This is a genomic window from Paenibacillus sp. CF384 (assembly GCF_900106745.1).
GTDB lineage: Bacteria > Bacillota > Bacilli > Paenibacillales > Paenibacillaceae > Paenibacillus_Z.
On the sequence record NZ_FNNV01000017.1, the window covers coordinates 37,430 to 55,751 of the forward strand.

15 protein-coding genes are annotated in these 18,322 nt (G+C 52.3%); 5 read left to right on the forward strand and 10 right to left on the reverse strand.

Annotation, left to right across the window (positions count from 1 at the left end; genetic code table 11):
• Positions 1–32 precede the first annotated feature (32 nt).
• Positions 33–512: a DinB family protein gene (locus tag BLW29_RS23730; RefSeq protein ID WP_090984274.1), complete on the reverse strand. Its 480-nt coding sequence runs from the start codon at positions 510–512 to the stop codon at positions 33–35.
• 130 nt (positions 513–642) lie between these two features.
• On the opposite strand from BLW29_RS23730, the gene BLW29_RS23735 reads away from it, so the two are divergent.
• Positions 643–1,485, forward strand: coding sequence for a DMT family transporter (locus BLW29_RS23735; protein ID WP_090984276.1), 843 nt, complete (start codon positions 643–645; stop codon positions 1,483–1,485).
• Positions 1,486–1,509: 24 nt separating this feature from the next.
• Here the strand turns inward: BLW29_RS23735 and BLW29_RS23740 are convergent, their stop codons facing one another.
• Positions 1,510–2,379, reverse strand: a complete 870-nt coding sequence (locus BLW29_RS23740) for an aminoglycoside 6-adenylyltransferase (protein WP_090984278.1) — start codon at positions 2,377–2,379, stop codon at positions 1,510–1,512.
• 237 nt (positions 2,380–2,616) lie between these two features.
• Here BLW29_RS23740 and BLW29_RS23745 point away from each other — a divergent pair, with 237 nt between their 5' ends.
• Both BLW29_RS23745 and BLW29_RS23750 read left to right on the forward strand, forming a co-directional pair.
• Positions 2,617–3,165, forward strand: a complete 549-nt coding sequence (locus BLW29_RS23745) for a chromate transporter (protein ID WP_090984279.1) — start codon at positions 2,617–2,619, stop codon at positions 3,163–3,165.
• Between the two features lie 141 nt (positions 3,166–3,306).
• Positions 3,307–4,230 (forward strand): GH25 family lysozyme, encoded by a 924-nt coding sequence (locus tag BLW29_RS23750; protein ID WP_090984281.1) that lies wholly within the window; start codon positions 3,307–3,309, stop codon positions 4,228–4,230.
• A gap of 712 nt (positions 4,231–4,942) precedes the next feature.
• Here the strand turns inward: BLW29_RS23750 and BLW29_RS23755 are convergent.
• Entirely contained in the window at positions 4,943–5,893 is a 951-nt protein-coding gene (locus BLW29_RS23755) for an NADP-dependent oxidoreductase (RefSeq protein WP_256208847.1), read from the reverse strand.
• A gap of 166 nt (positions 5,894–6,059) precedes the next feature.
• Between BLW29_RS23755 and BLW29_RS23760 the strand changes: the two genes are divergently transcribed.
• Together BLW29_RS23760 and BLW29_RS23765 are read left to right on the forward strand one after the other, a co-directional pair.
• Positions 6,060–6,941: a LysR family transcriptional regulator gene (locus BLW29_RS23760; protein ID WP_090984283.1), complete on the forward strand. Its 882-nt coding sequence runs from the start codon at positions 6,060–6,062 to the stop codon at positions 6,939–6,941.
• Positions 6,942–7,003: 62 nt separating this feature from the next.
• Positions 7,004–7,225, forward strand: a complete 222-nt coding sequence (locus BLW29_RS23765) for an H-type small acid-soluble spore protein (RefSeq protein WP_090984285.1) — start codon at positions 7,004–7,006, stop codon at positions 7,223–7,225.
• Between the two features lie 95 nt (positions 7,226–7,320).
• Here the strand turns inward: BLW29_RS23765 and BLW29_RS23770 are convergent, their stop codons facing one another.
• The 7 genes from BLW29_RS23770 to BLW29_RS23800 form a co-directional block, all read right to left on the reverse strand.
• Positions 7,321–8,112: a carbohydrate ABC transporter permease gene (locus BLW29_RS23770; protein WP_090984287.1), complete on the reverse strand. Its 792-nt coding sequence runs from the start codon at positions 8,110–8,112 to the stop codon at positions 7,321–7,323.
• Positions 8,113–8,127: 15 nt separating this feature from the next.
• Positions 8,128–9,006 carry a carbohydrate ABC transporter permease gene (locus BLW29_RS23775; RefSeq protein WP_090984288.1) on the reverse strand — a complete coding sequence of 293 codons (879 nt, stop codon included), beginning with the start codon at positions 9,004–9,006 and terminating at the stop codon, positions 8,128–8,130.
• 88 nt (positions 9,007–9,094) lie between these two features.
• The gene (locus BLW29_RS23780) at positions 9,095–10,483 is read right to left on the reverse strand and encodes an ABC transporter substrate-binding protein (protein ID WP_090984290.1); all 1,389 of its coding nucleotides are present in this window, start codon (positions 10,481–10,483) and stop codon (positions 9,095–9,097) included.
• A gap of 148 nt (positions 10,484–10,631) precedes the next feature.
• Positions 10,632–12,221 carry a response regulator transcription factor gene (locus tag BLW29_RS23785; protein ID WP_090984292.1) on the reverse strand — a complete coding sequence of 530 codons (1,590 nt, stop codon included), beginning with the start codon at positions 12,219–12,221 and terminating at the stop codon, positions 10,632–10,634.
• Positions 12,218–14,008, reverse strand: a complete 1,791-nt coding sequence (locus BLW29_RS23790) for a sensor histidine kinase (protein ID WP_090984294.1) — start codon at positions 14,006–14,008, stop codon at positions 12,218–12,220. The genes BLW29_RS23785 and BLW29_RS23790 overlap by 4 nt, the downstream gene beginning before the upstream one ends.
• A gap of 36 nt (positions 14,009–14,044) precedes the next feature.
• A complete protein-coding gene (locus tag BLW29_RS23795; RefSeq protein WP_090984296.1) occupies positions 14,045–16,951 on the reverse strand; it encodes an alpha-L-rhamnosidase-related protein in 2,907 nt (968 codons plus the stop codon).
• On the reverse strand, positions 16,906–18,315 hold the full coding sequence (locus tag BLW29_RS23800; protein ID WP_256208850.1) for a glycoside hydrolase family 32 protein: 1,410 nt from the start codon (positions 18,313–18,315) through the stop codon (positions 16,906–16,908). Before BLW29_RS23800 ends, BLW29_RS23795 begins: the two co-directional genes overlap by 46 nt.
• Positions 18,316–18,322: the final 7 nt, after the last annotated feature.

Below are 18,322 nucleotides of genomic sequence, written 5' to 3' on the forward strand. Positions count from 1 at the left end.
ATGCTTCCCGTTCGGTCATTTTGTACAAGCTCTTAAGGCCGAGCCAGCAGTATTTTGTATACTTTGATCATGCTCATATGCATGCCTTCATGATAGAGATTCAAGCTGAGAAACTCTTGCGGCGATGATAGCGAGATTCCGGTAGAAGTCGTATACGGCTGAGGAACCTTCTCCTCCAAGCGATGCGCGATCGTTTCTTGAATGCGTTCCACTTGGCTGCCGAGAAGCTGCTTTAATTCATCAAGTGTAGGCAGTGTCGAGTCCGCCGGCCACTGAAGCGGTGAAGTGCCGAATTCGAACCATTCCTTGAAGCCTTCAGGCCGATGAAGCGGAAGCTCGAGGTATTGAAATGCAAAGCGTTCCTGCACAACGTAGATATGCCCCAGCTGCCAGCGAATCGAATTGCGGAATCCGTCCGGTATCCGGTCTGCCAATTCCTCCGTAACACCTTCCAATAGCTTCAATGTCTGATTTCGCACAAATTTGAGCTGCGTGAATAAGAACTGATCCATGGTCGCTTTCACTCCAATCCATTGACTATGTGTTCCACTATATCATGTTAAGTGATAGAGAGGGCAGGAATTAAACCCGGGAAAGCGAATTGTCCCACATACGTACTTCCGGAAAAAGGATGATCACACCATGCTAAGCACAGCTTTCTTACTCGTATTGGGCTCAGGTTTCCTGCACTCCGTATGGAACTTATTCACGAAACGCAGCCTCGACAAAAATGTATTTCTCTGGTTGTGTCAGCTCGTTGGTATTGTGCTGATGCTGCCTTGGGCAATTGCACTATGGGATGGCTCACACCTCAGCAGCAGCGGGTGGTGGATCATTGCTGCCGCCGCTGCCCTTCATGGACTATATACCATCTTGCTGGCAGCCGCTTACTCCGTCGGTGACTTGTCCCAGGTATATCCGATCATGCGAGGTACCAGTCCTTTATTAGTCCCACTGGTTGGTGTCACCTTGTTGGGCGAACAACTGACCCCAGCCGGTTTCCTCGGCGTAGTGTGCATCGTGATCGGGATTGTTGCGCTCAGCAACATTAAACCTGGGGGAGGCGGCTCTCTACGTGCACCACTGCTCGCTCTGGCAGTTGGGCTTTGCATTGCCAGCTATATCATCGTGGACAAACTCGCCCTTGAGTACGTGCCCGCAATCGTGCTGAACACGCTGACAACAGTAGGCAATCTGCTCGCTTTGACGCCAGCTGTTATTCGTTCTAAAGGCATCAAGCGAGAGCTTCGCCAGAATGGAAAAATCATGCTACTATGCGGGATTATCGCGCCTGGCGGCTATTTGATTTTCTTATACGCGCTGTCGCTTGGCCCCGTCTCGCTGCTGGCCCCCATGCGCGAAATCGGCACCGTATTCGGCACCCTGATGGGTATTCTGATTCTCCACGAGAAGCAGGGCAAGCAGCGGATTTGGTCCTCCGTGTTCATCACTTGCGGCGTAATTGTACTTGGTCTATGGGGCTAGGCTTAGTTCGACTGCCCGATTGGCTTAGAACTGCTGCGCATCCGGCTCAAGCTGCTGGATCTTCTCCATATACGCGATGACCCTGCGGTCACGTGTGTGAGGGTAATCGTAGCCCAGCTTCTCGCCGAGCTCGACTGCCAGCTTACGGAACAAATCCGTCATCGCGAAGAGTGCACGCCAATTGTCCTCATGGCTCGCGCCTGCATAGGTTTGTTCCAACTCGGCCCACGTCCGCTCGTCCAAGTAACGTTTGAACCAGCGTCCATTTTTGCCCGGATTCACCTTCCAATCCCCGTTCACCCCAATATACCATTCCACCATTGGCATCAACTTTTCAATTCGGATGACAGTGTCCAGCATGTACTTGGCGTAAAACAGCTCATCTCTCCATAAGCTCTTCGCCACATATGTGATATCCCACCAAAAGGCGGTCAGCCGCGAATGATAGTCTTCACGAGAGGGCTTATCGGTGATAAAACCGGTATGCTGCGGCTGTTTCATGCTCGCTGTCAGTCCGTCTTTGTCCAGCAGCACCCGGTACCCGATATCTAGCTCCTCCGGCAGCAGCGGCATGCTCAATATCTCCTGCAATTGCTCGACCGGATAGACTTGAAAATCGATCCGAACGCCATCCTCGAATAGAACTAACCGAGTAATCGAGCGTTCATGATCTTCCCGGTACTCGGTCATAATGCCGCCGAACTGCGTAATCCACGCATCACTTCCGCGAAACGGAGTCATCTCCGTCACCACAAGCTCGATATCATAGTCCGACAGCAAGTCTACCGGAGCATTGGGGTTCGCACGCGAGCTCGTCATAATCACAGCCCGTATCATGCTGTTTTTCTGCGTCCAAGTCACCAGTTTGCCGAGAATTTCCTCCATATTGCGCATTGTATGATGAACTCCTTATCGTTTGGTTGTATTTGTGACGCCAAAAGGCTTATGCACAGAAGGCACGTTCCCCTTCATCTTACCAATCTGCTCGAATATTCGTACAGCGTAATATAACATTGTATCCCAGAGCGCCTGATGTTTATAATTAGTCCAATGAAGCTGATAGGCTTGCGGGTAAGATTCAAAGATCGGACATGCAGCATTCAGCTATAGAGAAGAAAGGACGGATCAGCCATGTGGAGTGAGCTGTGGAGATTGTTTATTTCGTTCGGCAGAGCGACGATGCTGGGTTATGGAGGCGGACCGTCCATTATTCCGCTGTACGAGAATGAGGTTGTGAGCCGTATGAAGTGGATGACGACAGAGGATTTCGGTCATGCACTTGCGTTTGGCAACTCGCTGCCGGGACCGATTGCAACGAAGCTTGCTGCTTATATCGGCTTCAAAGTAGCCGGCTGGGCAGGAGCTGCGATTGCCCTCGCTGCCGTTGTGCTGCCAACGGCTTTGCTGATGATCGTGCTCGTCGGCGTCATGTCGAAGCTGCAAAATAACACCATCATCAAGGGCATGATTCGCGGCATCCAGCCTGTCATCTTCGTCATGATGGCGATGCTGGCGTATGATTTTGCCAAGTTTGCCATGAAGACGTCACCTGGTGTGATTACCTTCATCCCTTTCCTGCTCGCGGTTGCATTCTTCATCATGGTGTATTACTTGAACCTCAATGCGGTATGGGGCATCATTGGCGCGCTTGCGATCGGGGCATTATTCCTGCGGGGATAACGTGTGTAATGGGTATGAGAACATCCCTGGCTATGGGCGGCTTAGGGGTGTTTTTTCGTATTTAGGCCGGATGATCAGTCCAAATGCCTCTCATTCTCATAAGCTAGTACGACTACATCTATTAGAATGGAGCTGAATGTGATGCAAGCAAAGAGCCCAAGCAATATAAAAGCCATTGATGTATCGCACCATCAAGGCGTCATTGATTGGAAGAAAGTACGGGCGGCCGGGGTACTTGCTGCTTTCATAAAGGCGTCAGAGGGTACTACGTTCAAAGACGATAAATTCGCAACGAATGCAAACGCTGCTGCTGCAGCCGGCATCAAGACCGGATTCTACCACTACGTGCATCCGGAATCGAATGATGCGAAGTCGGAGGCGGCTCATTTTGCCAATACGATCAAAGGGTTCAGATCAGACTTCCCTCATGTGCTCGATGTGGAGGGAGACGCGGGCCAAGTGTCTGTTTCCAAGCTTACGCAGTGGTGCGTGGACTGGCTGACGGAGGTCGAACGGCTGACAGGCCGTCCGACGATGATCTACACAGGGGCAAGCTTTGCCAAAACCAATCTAGGGCAGCCGCTTGGTCAATGGCCGCTGTGGGTTGCTCACTATGGCGTAGATCAACCGATGGGTAACCCGACCTGGAGCGAGTGGGCGGTATTCCAGTATTCCGATAGCGGGAGTGTCGATGGGATCGGGGGCAATGTCGTGGACTTGAACGCGATGGAGCAGGCATTCTATAACCAATATGCCAATCCGGGCCAGCCTCAGCCGCTAAGTCCGGAAGATACGATCAAAATCGTCGTCAACGATAAATTAGCCGCTTTTGGCCGCATTGTCGATGGCAGCACCTACGTGCCCTTGCGCCAGCTTGGCGAATCGCTGGGCGTACCGGTTTACTGGGACTCCGCCACTTCAACCCCCTATGTGAATGGGCAGCCCGTCACGAACTATAAGCTATTCGACAACAGAACGTACATCGGCATTCGTTCTACAGCCGAACTCCTCGGCGCCAAAGTCTCGTGGGATGGCGTGAATAAGAAGGTTTATATTTATATGTAGCAAGGGCCGTGCTGCCGTCACACTCAGCATACGAGCTAGGCCACGACTGATGCTGAGAGTGCAGAAACGGAACTCTCAGCGCCGAAACCTTGCCAAATTGAAGCTGAGAGTCCCGAATTCGGTCTCTCAGCAGGAAAACTAACTTCATCCACTCCGCGACGGATGCTGAGAGTGCAGAAACGGAACTCTCAGCGCCGAAACCTTGCCATAATAAAGCTGAGAGTCCCGAAACCGATCTCTCAGCAAACAAACTAACCTTATCCTCCCCCACGATGGTTGCTGAGAGTGCGGAAACGGAACTCTCAGCGCCGAAACCTATTAACGCTGCCGTGGGGCAGCGTCATATCGCGCTAACGAATCGTACAGGTCTTATTTAGGGGGAAAATCCCCCTAAATTATTCTAACGAATCGTGGGGGCCTTATTTTGAGGAAATGGTGCTAAACGGGGCGTTTATACACGTAATAGGACCTGTACGATGCGTTAGAATTTCACAACCACACTTTTTGCTGATATAAGACCTGTAAGATTCGTTAGAATTCCACGGCCACAGCGAAGGGTGCGGAAATGTAGTTGTGATTGCGGTTGTGATGAGGATCCTCTATTGGAGTTGGAACCGCAGTCGGGGGTGGCTGAGTTTGCCGGAATACGAAGAACGTACAAAGACCGCCTCTTCGAGGCGGTCTTTGTGGCAATACGACACCTTGAGGAGGTCTAATCCGCGAGATGCAGGACAATTCGCCCGCGGCCATGGCCGGACTGACTCAGGTCTTGCGCCTTGGCAGCCTCCGCAAGCTGGAAGTGCGCGCCGACATGCGTCTTCACGAGGCCGTCAGCCATCAGCGCCGCAATCTTGCTCAGCGCATCCACCGCGGGCAGCTTATTCGAGAACATCGCTTTAACGCCGCGTTCCTGCGCGCGCTCAGCCGATGGCTGGCTCACCAGCGAGATCAGCCGGCCGCCCGGTTTCAGCACCTCGAACGATCGGTTCTGCGTCTCGCCGCCGACCGTATCCAGCACCAAATCCACGTCAGCCGCCGCATCCTCGAACCGTGCCTGCTTGTAATCCACGACAACGTCTGCGCCGAGCGAGGCTGCATAGTCGACGTTGTCCGTTCCGCAGGTGACGATCACTTCGGCGCCTCTCCATTTGGCTAACTGCACCGCGAACAGTCCGACACCACCGGCCGCACCATGAATCAGCACCCGCTCTCCCGCTTCAAGTCCACCGACCTCAAACAGCGCTGACCAAGCGGTCGTAGCACCGCCTGAGATTGTAGCAGCCTCATCGAAGGTAAGCCCGACTGGTAACGGCACCAGAAAATCCGCTGACGCAAGGGCATATTCACTATAGGACCCATACGTGGTTCTTCCGAAAACAGCCTGCCCCTTCGTAAACGCGGTCACTCCCGGACCCACTTCCTCCACAATACCCGCGAGCGAAGATCCCGGTATATAAGGAAAAGTGAGCGGCCTGAACTTCTTAAACATCCCTTCTCTAACTTTCCATTCAATCGGCAGCACGCCCGCGGAATGGACACGCACAAGCACTTCTCCCTCACCCGGCTGCGGACGCGGAATTTCTTCGAACTGCAGTTCCTCTGAACCGCCATATTGGTGAACGCGTATCGCCTTTATCATGTGATCACTAAATCCGTTACTCATTCATCAAAACCCCTCTCACAAACACTCTCTATCGCAACAATTACAACGCTATACGTATACGTTCTGCTTCTTTCCCCAGTTTATCCACTCTCGTTAATAATGTATAATACATATTAAATGATGTCTTCATAACATTAACATTATGAGTGATTGGAGCAAAATAAGCATGGAACTGCTGCAGCTGCGCTATTTTCAAAAAGTCGCCAGACTTCAACATATGACAAGAGCCGCGCAAGAGCTGCATATCGCGCAGCCCGCGCTTAGTCAGAGCATCGCCCGGTTAGAGGAGGACCTCGGTGTCCCGCTCTTCCACCGTCAAGGACGGCAAATTCGGCTGAACAGCTACGGGCAAGCTTTTCTGGCCAAGGTCGATATTGCCCTGCACGCCCTAGAAGAAGGCAGGCGTGAAATCCATGATATGAACGGTACGGAACGGGGGCATCTTCATATCGCGACAACGACCTTGGCTCGTTTCTCCGAGATGATTCGCGCTTATATGGAGGAACATCCGGAGATTAATTTGCGTATCTCTCAGGTGTCGACGGAGGAGGCAATCCCGCTTATTGAAGCCGGAGAAATCGATTTCTGCTACACGACACCACCCATCGACAAGCCCGGCATCGGCAGCGTTCCGCTGCTGCGTGAGGAGATTTTCATCGCGGTCCCGCCTCATCACCGACTTGCGAGCCATACGTTGATCAATCTCAGCGAGATCGCAGACGAGCCCTTCATAGGCATGAAAGAGGGCACTCGGCTGCGCGGCATGATGGATCAGTTCTTCAGCTCGCGCGGCATGAAGCCTAACATCGTATGCGAAGTGGACGAACCCGCAGCGCTGCGGAGCTTCGTCGGTGCCGGCCTTGGGATCGCGCTCTTATCCGCCTGCAAGAGAGAAGAAGCTTCGCCGCTCGTTCTGCTGCCCATCAATGATCCCAATTGCCGCCGGACCATTCAGCTCGCATGGCTGGAGAAGCGTTATCAATCGCAGGCGGCGCGCTCGTTTAGGGAGTATGTCACGCACTATTTTGCCAAAGATGCCAAAAGCTGAATAGTCCGCCTGCCCTTCGCGAACAATGTAACTGACATTTACAGCCAAGGGGGCAGTACCATATGAACGCGCAGCGCGCACAAGAAATCGCCGAATCCTCCATCATGGTCGAGGTAACGTGCAACGGAGTTCCGATCTATATTCAACATGTCGACATGGACAACAACACTGCGCGGATTTATCCGCTCAATCAGCCGGACAACGAAGAGACGGTTTCGCTGAACAGCTTGACGGAAAGCTCGCCTTTCCAGTCCGATGGCATCCAGATGCATTGTCCGGACTGACTTAAGCGAGTTCGCTCGCGCATACTTAAAGGCCATACTCATGGGTTCATGGGTATGGCCTTCTTTTATCCAATCGTGCTGTTGTTGCTTGGAAATTACTTCACGCTGCCTGCAGTAAGTCCCTTCTCCAGGAACCGCTGACAGAAGAAATAAACGAGGAAAATCGGGATACTGATCGCCATGAGCGCTGCGGAGATTTTGCCATAGTTTGAGCCTGCGAATACGACGAATTTCTGCGGGAGCAGCGTCACGGTCATCGAGGCCGGGTCCTGCAGGAAGATGAGCGGCAGCAAGTAATCGTTCCACGATCCGAGGAACGTGTAGATTGTAACGGTCGCGATGGCCGGCATGCCCAGAGGCAAATAAATGCTCCGGAATATCGTATGCTTGCTGGCTCCGTCGATCGTCGCCGCTTCGTTGATTTCCTTCGGAATGCCATCGAAGAAGGTGCGAATCAGCATGAGGCCAAACGGAATGCCTCCAGCGACATGCGGTCCGACAAGACTGAGCGGGTTATCCACCAAACCAAGCTGCTTGATCGTCAGAAACCAAGGAATGATAAATCCCGCGCCGGGAATCATCATCCCGACAATCAAAATAAGAAACAACGGAGTCCGCAGCGGGAACCGCAGACGCGAGAACGCATACGCCGCAAGCGTCACGCAGGTAATCGTAAGCGCGATATCCATGGCCGCCACGACAATGCTGTTCCAGAAATAACGATACACCCCTGCATCCAGAAATACCGCCGAATAGTTGTTAACGAAGCCGCCCTCAAATGATTTCAACACCATTCGAACGAGCGGGTAAAGCCAGAGAATGCCCATAATGACAATAACAACTTGCACAACCGTACGGCCAAATAGATCTTTTCTATCGAATATCATCGTAGAGCTCCCCTCTTATACATCCCATCTCTTCTGAATTTGGCTTTGAACCCAAGTCAGTATAAGGGCTATGATCATGATCAGGTTCGAAATCGCCGCGCTGTAGCCGCCTTTATATTCGAGAACGTAGCTGCGGTACAGGTAAGACGACACCACCTCGCTGGAGCGAGCCGGTCCACCTCCGGTAATCAGCCAGACGAGGTCGAACGTCTTGAGCGATCCGATAATGCCAAGAATGATCAGCAAGGAATGCGTGCTCTTCAACATCGGAAAGATCATACGCGTGAACAATTGCAGGAATCCAGCGCCGTCAATCTTCGCCGATTCGATGACTTCCTGATTGAATTGGGTAATCGCCGTGAAATAGATAATCATGCTGAAGCCCATATAAGTGAAAATGTTCGTGAACATAACGGCGTACAAAGCTAATTTAGGATCGCCGGTCCAATCCCGAACAAGGTTATCCAATCCAATGGCTCTCAGCGCTTCATTGACCGCACCGGTATTGAAGCTGTATAGCTCGGTGAAGATGAGCGCCACAACGACGAGGCTCATAATGTTCGGCAGGAAAAATAACGATTTAAATAATCGCTTGCCGAAAAATAAAGAATCATTGACGACGGATACGAACAAACCGATGATCGCTTGCACAATGACCGTGACGACCATGTACGTAAGCGTATTGGTCACCGCTTTGAGAAATTTAGGGTCTTTCATCAGCGTGACATAATTGTCGAAGCCGATAAACGTCATATTCTTCGAGATGCCGTTCCATTTAAAGAAGCTGTGATAGATGTTGAAGTACGCGCCGTAATAGATAAAAACACCGATGAACAGGACGGCTGGAATCAAATACAGATACGCGTCATAATCGTATTTTCTCTTTGAAATCATGGTGACCTCCTCCTACCTCCTACTGCCCACTCTTGCACTATGGATGAAAAAAGAGGAGGCAACCTCCCCTTTTTCCATCATTGGCTTATTAGCGTTGTACGGTTTTGGATATCGCTTCTAAGTCTTCAGCCGCTTTCTCCGGTGTCTTGCCGCCAAGCGCGACCGCTTGCAGGGCATCGAAGAGACCATTCTGAAGCTCAGGATATTTCAATTCACGTGCGCCGCTGATGTGACTGGACATGAACTCGGAAACGGTTTTCAGTGACTCCTTCTCCGTATCGCCTGCCATTTCGGCTGTTACTTCTACGCCTTTCTGGGAAGGAAGTACTTGCAGCGTGTTTGTCCACAGCTTCTGACCTTCTCCAGCAGACATGAACTTAATGAACTTCCATACAGCGTCTTTGTGCTTGGATTCTGCGTTCATTCCCCAAGCAATGTCGACCGTAGCTACCATGTTCTGTTCGCCGCCCGCAAGTGGAGGGAACGGGAACATACCCCAGTGTGTATCTTCGGTAATGACGCCGTCTTTCACCATTTGGTCATGAGCAACCTTCGTCAAACCGCTCAAGTGCCATGTACCGATGGAGAACAAACCGAGCTTGCCTTTGGTGAAGTTATCGTTTACGTTCGGATACGGGGACTGCCCCATCGATCCTTCGGAGAACACACCGTTCTTGAACAGGTCGCCCCATACTTTGAGCGCCTCTACGATGCCCGGATCCGTCCAAGCAAGCTTGCCCTCTTGCGCTTCATAGACTTTGCCCGGTGCGATTTCATTCACGATGCCCATGAAAACGTCGCGGTCCGTCCAACCGTCTTTGGCGCCGATACCGACTCCGGCGATGTTACCCGGCTCTTTCTCTTTGAGCACCTTGATCACGTTGTTCAACTCATCCAGCGTCTTCGGAACTTGCAATCCGTGCTTCTGGAACATCGTTGCGTTATACATGATGACCGGAGTTGCCGTCATACCACCCGGCAATACGCGGAAATCATCACCGGAGTAAGCTGCCTGCTCCAGTGCGACATCCAGGAAATTGCTCTTCCAATCGCCGCCCCACTCCTGCTCTGCATAAGGTGCCAGCGGTTCAAGAAACTCTTTATATTGATTGGCGTTGGCGCCGACTTGCATGGCGATGACATCCGGACCTTCTCCGCCTGCAAGGCCTGCGGAGAGCTTCTGGAAATAAGCGCCGGATTCGCCGACATGCGTAACTTCCAAGTCGATGTCCGGGTTTTCTTTCTCGAATGCGGCTTCCAGCTCCGGCATCTGACCTTCCGTCGGAATCCATTTCCAAAAGGTGATTTTAGTTTTCTCTGTAGGCGCGGTCGAAGTGTTCGTGCTTTCATTGTTCGTGCTATTCGCACTTTCGTTCGCGTTAGAAGCAGCGCCTTCATTGTTGCTGCCGCAGCCGGCAAGCATGGCGCCGACCATTGTCATCGAGAGCAGCGCAGCGGTAACCTTTGTCTTTTTCATCTGTGTACCTCCCCGTTTATGAGTGCAATTTGAAGTGTTGAAACCCCTTACAAACCGATTGTATCACCCATAACACCGCTGAATATTTCAATATTTTTGAATCAAACTCCAATATCTTTGAAAGGGCTTACAGCAGACTTCCAGGCTCCTATCCGCTCTGCTCGGAAGACCTCTTCTCGTAATCAAGCGGGGTCGTTCCGGTCATATCTTTGAACACTTTGAAGAAATAATTATACGTGTTAAACCCAACCTGCTCGTAGATCGCTTTGACCGAAACGCCTTCCTCAAGCAGCTGCTGCGCACGGGAAATCCGCTTGCGGTTCAAGAATTCCACGAATGACATGCCGGTTTCCTTCTTAAACAGATGACTCAGATAGGAGGTGTTAATGCCGACGTGTTCCGCGGTAAGCTGCAGCGAGATGTTGTCCCGGAATCGCGAGTCGATGAAGCGTACTGCCTTCCCTACGTAACCGCTGAAAGCAGACTGTTCTTGGGTGCGAAGCGTCTCGAGTAGCTCGCAGTACATCTGGATGATGGAGTCCTTCAATCCTAATGGTCCGGCGGTATCCCGCAAGCCCATCTGCATCGGCACGGTCAGCCGCTCGAGCGTCTGAGAAGCGATGCCATGCTTCTGTCCCACTTTGGTCGCAAGCTGCACCATCTCGACAAGCGTCAACCGAACTGATTCATGGGAAGCGCTTTGTTCCGCAAGCTCGGTGAAGATCCGTTCAATTAACGCGTTCATATCAAACTCGTCCTTCTGATCGAACGCGCCAAGCAGCAGCTTCTCCATCTTGATGCTGAGACCGGCTGCAGGCGAGTGATGATCCGGGCCGAGGACAGCATCATTCATGGACTGGAGCTTGCCTTTCGCCTGTCGATAACCGTCCGCGATATCGGATAATCGCAGCCCGCACCGACTGAATTCGATCATCATTTGGACATTCATGAACTTGGAGAACATCCCCCTCAGCTTCTCTTTCTCTTCTTGGAGGAGGGAAGCAATCTGCGATTCGCTTCGTATTCGCTCGAAGCTGAACAGCAAGGCGAATTGATCTTCGCCGATATGCGTGACGATCCCTTCCGACTGGCTTTGGCATAATTCAAGCACCGATCGAATGAACAAATTGCGATCCTTATCCTGCTGACGCCAATCCATCATATGATAATGGACGATCGACATCGCGCCCACAACCAAGTTTCTCGTGCTGAAGCCTGCTTCATTCAAACGCACATTGGACTCGGACTCCTGTATATCGCTCATGTGCCCCAATGCCAACTCTTTGACAATCTGTTGTTTGGCCTGCAGATCAATCATGCCGGAAGACTTGAGGGTCTCGCCGCCGATGGATTTCTGTTCAAGAAGCCGTTCATGTTTGGCTTTCTCCAGCACACTCAGCAAGGAAGCTTCGTCCAGCCTATGCTTAAGCAGATAATCAACTGCACCGTTGTTAAGCGTCATACGCACGTAATCGTAGCTGTCGTAGCTGCTGAGCATAATGATTGGAATGCCTAGATTCTGCTCTACCAAATAATGAGATAGGGCGACGCCATCCATTAACGGCATCGCTACATCGGATAGAATCACATCGGGCTCGAGCTCGCCGATCATCCGAATCGCGGCTTCCCCATTCGTCGCTTCGCCACATAGCCGGTAACCGTGCCCTTCCCAAACGGACATGGATCGGATATGTGTACGAGCAATCAATTCGTCTTCGACCAGCAGAACCTTTATCATGAGGCATCCTCCCTATTGTCCAGCAATATAGGTAAAGTCATTTCCACCGTCGTGAAGAGTCCCTGCTGACTATACAGCTTCAGACTGTACTCGTTTCCGAAGAGCAGCCGGATTCTCTGGGCGACGTTGATTACGCCTAAGCCGGAGAATCGATTCTTCGAAGGTTCGTTCGCGTTGTCATGAGCGGAATCGAGCGGCTCCAGCAATAAGCTGTCCAGACGAACCAACTTATCCTCAGGTATGCCTGCCCCATTATCCGTTACAACGATGGTGAGCCGATGCTCGTCCGCTTGTATCTTAATGCTGACGATACCTTTGCGATTGGCAGGCTCTATTCCGTGTATGAGCGCATTTTCTAACAGCGGCTGGATCAGCATCCTTGGAATCAGGCAATGCTGCGCTGCATCTTCGACTTCATAATGAACGTTAACCGGATGGACTAACCGGTAACTCTGAATGTTCACATACCTCTGCAAGTTGGTGATTTCATCCTGCAACGTCGTAAACTCGCTGTCGTTCTTCGTAATGTCCCGAAGCAGTCCAATCAGGGAAGTCGTCACTTCCTTAATGTTCGGAACTTGCTGCAGCTGCGCCAAGAACTGGATGGTGTTGAGCGTGTTGTAGAGAAAATGCGGGTCGATCTGCGCTTGCAGCGCCTTCATCTCGGCCTTCCGCTTCTGCTGCTCCCTCCGCTTGACTTCCTCCAGCAAACTGTGGATTTGACCCATCTGCTTGCTGAAGGCTTGGCTCAAATGGCCGACCTCATCCTTGGATTGCAGCGGGGTCACGTAGTTGAGATTCCCTTCGTCGATCTTGAACATCCGATCGCGCAGACGACGCAAATTATTGGTGATGCGCCGCGAAATGACGATGGACACGACCAGCACGGCAACCAGTGTCAGCCCGATGACCCCGAACATGCGGTTGCGGAGTGTGACCGTGTCGTGGATGAGGGAATCGACCGAAACCGCGCCGATGGTGGTCCAGCCCGAGAAGGTGGAGTTTTGTTTGACATACAATTGTCCGTCCTTCTCTAGGACGTCCTGAAACTCAGGTGGCTTGTCCCCGGCACGCGATTCGAATAAGGTCTGATTGTGTTTGTCCATGACGATAAATCTAGTCGTTGATAACGGTCCGTTATCGTACACCTTGCGAATGATATCGTAAGGGGCATATAAGAGCGCGACGCCAATCGTCTTGTCGTTGGATTTGATTGCACGGCCAATGACCAGCATGGGCTTGAGCGTCGTGCCGCTTGGCGTATAGTCGTCGCGATCGATTTTCAGAAAAACAGGTTTGCCATTCGCCTTCATGATTTCGCGGAACCAAGGCTTATCCGTGTACGAAATGTACCGATAAGGGCTTCCCGAATAATACTGCTCTCCGTTGAATCCAACGATCGTAACGGCTGAAATATAAGGTTTGTACGAGTATAAGCTTCCGACGAAATCCTCTAGTTTCTTCTGCAGAAGGAAATCGATATAAGGGCTCAGCCCTTTCTTCCGATTAAGCACTTCCACCACATTCGTACGATCGATGGACACCAGCGTAATGATGCTGACAAAATCTTTGAGGACGATCTCAAGGTTGTTATGCGACTGGACGATGTTGCTTCGAGCGTCCTGAATCGCGTTTCGTTTGATCGTCTCTGCCGTACTTGCATACCAAATCCAGGTGACGCCGGATAAGGCAAGCATCGATAGAACCAGGAACGAAACGAAGATTTGGGCTTGAATCGTACGGCGAACGGAAAATAGCAGCAGTAAATGGTTCATGATGGTCTTCATCCCATTCCGTCCTCCTTAACGGCCAGTGAGCCGCGATTATGTAGTCGCCCAAAATTCAAGATAATGTTTGCCTGCTAGATCGGCGGGAATATGCTTGATTGCTTGCCCATCGCAATGCATCGCGAAATTCGTTCCCCAGCCATGGACGACAATATCGAACACCGCCTTGCGATAGCGAAGGTTCTCCACCTTCAGATCGCGCAGCATCTCAGGTACGGCCGGCGCGAAGGAAGCACCTTGCTCGTCATATTCCATGCCCAAGACGCCTAAGAGGAAGTATGAGATAAAGCCGGCTGCATGCCAGAGCTGACCCGGCCAGCGCCATGCTTTGCCCGTTTGATAGTCGATCACTTCATAGAAGGTCTTATTCATTACACTATTGCGCACCTGCTGCGCGATTAGCGTGGTAAGCAGATCCAATCTGCCCTCTCGTCCCGCCGCAGCCGCCATGCCGCTTGTCCAGACGACCCAAGCCGCATTGCAGAAATGGTTCGTTTCCGGGCGATACGGGAATACGTTGACGCCGAATTCATTCATGGCCACTTCAGGCAGCCGGCTCAGCATAGAACGCCTTTGCTCCTCGCTGGCTACGCCGTACCTCGGCCACATCGCGATTTCTTGTCCGGCCGATTCCCAATACCCCTGCTCATAGCTCTCGCTGCCGACGGGACCGCTCGTGTAGAAGCCCGCTTCCTCGTTCCAATATTGGCTTTGAATATTGCGAAGGAGAAGCTCTCCTCTGTCCGCCCATGCTTGAAGCGTACTCTCCGGTTCTCCCATATAGGCTCCCATTCGTGACATTGCGCGGAAAGCCTCCATGAAATAGATCTCCGTCGCAAGGCTGAATCCGGCACATTCCGGCTCTGGAAAAGCATCATTGGAGGTCGCTTGATCGGCAGGAATTAAGCCGCGCTCTGAATCGAACAATCCATCAAGCTTGGTAATCCGCTCCTTAAGGCCTTGCCAGGATTCCTTAATGAGCGTCAGATCGCCCGTTGCCAAATAATAATCCCAAATCCCGACGATCGGCATGGCCATCCCGTCTACGCCGTTGTCTAATCCGCCCTTCGTCGTGAAGAGCAGCGATTCTCTGGCGCCTTCCGGATCCAGAATGCTCCCCGAACGCATGGCGATGTGCGCGGTATCACGCACCCACACGCCGAAGCCTTCTCCCGGACCTTGGAATTGACCTGCGGTCCACATGCCTTCCTCGCCCTTGCGGGCAAACTCGGCGGAGCCGCAACGATAGAAAATATCGGCTGCGAGATTGTAAGCGGCGTCGATTGTCGCGTGACCGGTGAAGATTGCGGGCAGTCTTGAAATCTCCGGTTTCGGATGCCAGACATTGCCGCGATCAATGACACGGTTCATATCGTTCGCCCAATTTTTGCGCCAGACGAATTCTTCGATGGCGCGGGTAGGCGATACGATTGTATGGCGGTCGGGCACGTAGGCAGGCGGCTCTCCATAGACGGAGTCCTCTACTCGGTTGCTATATACCGTATAGCTATCCGATTGATAGACGACCGTGTTGTCCTTAACCGCCTCTTGAATGAGCCGGCTTTCATCCGGACTCGGCCAAATGCTCCGAAGTCCATACACCGCCACCGCATTCACCCTTACAATTCCGCCGCTAGGGCACGACAACTGAATCCTACGCTCCGAATAGTTTGGTTCCGCGGCAACCGTCATCCGGACTGCGCCTTCGCATGCGAATAGGTCCAATGATGCTCGATCCAGCAGCAATCGCAGCTTCATCCCTCCAGCTGCCTGCGCTATAGGAGCAACGACGTCCTGGCATGCAATCGTTTTCTTCCCAGTATCTAATAAAATACGAACTCCGTATAGCCCAATTTCGAGCGTGGAATTTGTTTCCATCTCGAGCTCCAACACAACATCCAGCGCATCTGCTGTAATATCGTCAGGTTTATTCTCAGCCGGCAAAATCCGAACATCCGGCCAATCTGCCGGCGCCATGCGAAAATGCAAGCTTTCTTCGAAGGTTGTCCCTTCCTGCAAAGCGATGTCCGACCACGTTCTCTGCCAGATCCGCAAGTTCTGCAGCTCTGCAACCGGCTCAGCTTGAACCGTTACGCCTTGCTCTGTCTGCAGCAATTTCAACTCGGCAGGAATAAGCATTTGTTGATGAAACGGCATCTCCGGATAATGCAACCCCCGGCTGAAACCTACTAAGATACACCTGCCATCCTCAGCCTGATATATCAGCCCATCGGAGTGGTTTCCATGCTGCAAGGCTGCGGGTTCGCTCTCAGCCACGAAGCGCTCTTCCTCCAAAGTGCCGACCGAATACAAGTTGTCGTCATGGAGATGCAGCCATTTCTTTTGGGTTACGTCTCCATTCACCGGCAATTCCACTAAACGAGACGGCAGCGTTTTTCTTTCCTCGTCGTTAGCTGCCAGCAGCGTATCATAGTCCACTTCCGCTTCATGCCAATGAATAAGGTCCTTACTTACCGCATGACCTGTAAATGCAGATTCGCTAGTTTTATATAATCGATGTTCATACCGTACATGCCACTGGCCTTGTTCCCGGTAGAAGTCGACCGGTTCCCCGATCCAGCCCTTCCTGGCCGTGTAATGGAACTGGGGACGAACCGTCTCTCCGTATAAGTGCCGCTCTTCCGCCGACTGCTCGCTTTGAAAAACGAAGTGCTCCGCACGGAGCACTTCGTTTCCCGATTTCACTTCCAACTCACAGCCTATATACGCGTCCGCATCCCATGTGAACCAAGATTGAACCTTATCCACAGCAAGTTTCAATTCCAACCGCTTCATTTCGACGCCGTCCTGAATTAGTGCGATGAAGCTGAGCGGAGCATCGTTGTGAATCGGAATGTTTAGATATCGCTTCGTAACCTTCACTGCACGGTTTGTTGTCATTGGAGTTCCGCCGCCTTCATCTCCCAGATCTTCACGTCGCATACAGCCACGCCGCCGCTCGAACGCAGCTCGATGCCGTTACTGTCCTCCAAGGAAGGGTAGACCCTTGCCGTCAGGCATGTTTCATCATCCGCGAATACTTCGATAATGGATTGATCCGCGAAAATACGCAGTCTAAGCGTCTCAGCACCAGCTGCGTCAGGCAACTTCGCCTCCACCGCCGACTTATTCACGTTCGGGAACAAGCTGGATTGCAAGCGGTCGATGACAACCGTATTCGCTGCCAAGTCGAGGCGTACATCCGTGCGCTCGCGGCCGCATGAAGAGGCAAACAACGCGACAACCAATTCCCCATCCTCCAATGTCCGTCTATCCACATCCACCACAATTTCGCAAGCCGTCGAACGAATGCCCATATCCTTTGGCGCTTGTCCGATGTTCAGCTTGGCGAAGCTCCGGCTATCGCCCCTCAGCTTCTCCAGCTCCGGAACAGGAGCCATCGCGAGCGCGCCGTTCGGCTTCAGCTCGACGACTCGCGGCAGCGCCAGCGTCCCCGCCCAATCCAAGCTTACCGGGAAGTTCTCTCCTCTGCCTTCCGGAGCCCAGCCCAGCATAATGCGGCGGCCGTTCTCATCCACGAACCCGGTCGAAGCATAGTACCCTTCCCAGCCTCCGCCATCGATCGTGCCGTGCTTCATAACATCCGTCAGCCTGTCTTCGCGAATCGTTCCGGATAAATAGCGAACCGGTCCGCTCGGGGAGTAGAACAAGACAGCCTTATCATCGTCGAAACGGAAGAGATGCGGACATTCCCATATCCATTCCTCACCTTTATAGAAAATTCCCTTGTAGTCCCACTTCTCCAAATCGTCAGAGCTGTAGATCATGCCGCAGCCTTTCTCGCCTTCGATGCCGCCAAGCAGCATCCGCCAGCCGTCCTGCTGTTTCCAGACATAAGGATCTCTCCACTCCGTGATGCGCGTTTCGCCATGTAATTCGGAGGTCAATGCGGGGTTGGCGTCCCCCGGCTTACGCCAAGTGAGCAAATCTCCCTCTCCGGCGCCGGCTGTCCACTGCTGTGCCCCGCTTGTCGCATTCCGTTCGCCCTCGCCGATGCTCGTATAGAACAATTTCACCTCGTCGCCGTTAACGACCGAGCAGCCCGAGTAGCAATGGGATTCACCAAGCTCGTTTGATGGTGCCAGCGCAACCGGCAAATGCGTCCAGTTTACTAAGTCCGTGCTCTTGGCATGACCCCAGTGAATCGTGCCCCACTGCGGAGCCGAAGGGTTATGTTGATAGAACAAATGATATTCTCCGTTTAATTGAAAAGGCCCGTTAGGGTCATTCATCCAATTATGCGGCGGCGTAAAATGATAGCTCGGTCTATATCGGTCCATGGTCATATTCATC

What these genes read in the sequence shown, in the direction of transcription:
- BLW29_RS23730 (WP_090984274.1), bottom strand. Translation starts at nt 512, where the DNA reads ATGGATCAGTTCTTATTCACGCAGCTCAAATTTGTGCGAAATCAGACA.
- BLW29_RS23735 (WP_090984276.1), top strand. Translation starts at nt 643, where the DNA reads ATGCTAAGCACAGCTTTCTTACTCGTATTGGGCTCAGGTTTCCTGCAC.
- BLW29_RS23740 (WP_090984278.1), bottom strand. Translation starts at nt 2,379, where the DNA reads ATGCGCAATATGGAGGAAATTCTCGGCAAACTGGTGACTTGGACGCAG.
- BLW29_RS23745 (WP_090984279.1), top strand. Translation starts at nt 2,617, where the DNA reads ATGTGGAGTGAGCTGTGGAGATTGTTTATTTCGTTCGGCAGAGCGACG.
- BLW29_RS23750 (WP_090984281.1), top strand. Translation starts at nt 3,307, where the DNA reads ATGCAAGCAAAGAGCCCAAGCAATATAAAAGCCATTGATGTATCGCAC.
- BLW29_RS23755 (WP_256208847.1), bottom strand. Translation starts at nt 5,893, where the DNA reads ATGAGTAACGGATTTAGTGATCACATGATAAAGGCGATACGCGTTCAC.
- BLW29_RS23760 (WP_090984283.1), top strand. Translation starts at nt 6,060, where the DNA reads ATGGAACTGCTGCAGCTGCGCTATTTTCAAAAAGTCGCCAGACTTCAA.
- BLW29_RS23765 (WP_090984285.1), top strand. Translation starts at nt 7,004, where the DNA reads ATGAACGCGCAGCGCGCACAAGAAATCGCCGAATCCTCCATCATGGTC.
- BLW29_RS23770 (WP_090984287.1), bottom strand. Translation starts at nt 8,112, where the DNA reads ATGATATTCGATAGAAAAGATCTATTTGGCCGTACGGTTGTGCAAGTT.
- BLW29_RS23775 (WP_090984288.1), bottom strand. Translation starts at nt 9,006, where the DNA reads ATGATTTCAAAGAGAAAATACGATTATGACGCGTATCTGTATTTGATT.
- BLW29_RS23780 (WP_090984290.1), bottom strand. Translation starts at nt 10,483, where the DNA reads ATGAAAAAGACAAAGGTTACCGCTGCGCTGCTCTCGATGACAATGGTC.
- BLW29_RS23785 (WP_090984292.1), bottom strand. Translation starts at nt 12,221, where the DNA reads ATGATAAAGGTTCTGCTGGTCGAAGACGAATTGATTGCTCGTACACAT.
- BLW29_RS23790 (WP_090984294.1), bottom strand. Translation starts at nt 14,008, where the DNA reads ATGAAGACCATCATGAACCATTTACTGCTGCTATTTTCCGTTCGCCGT.
- BLW29_RS23795 (WP_090984296.1), bottom strand. Translation starts at nt 16,951, where the DNA reads ATGCGACGTGAAGATCTGGGAGATGAAGGCGGCGGAACTCCAATGACA.
- BLW29_RS23800 (WP_256208850.1), bottom strand. Translation starts at nt 18,315, where the DNA reads ATGACCATGGACCGATATAGACCGAGCTATCATTTTACGCCGCCGCAT.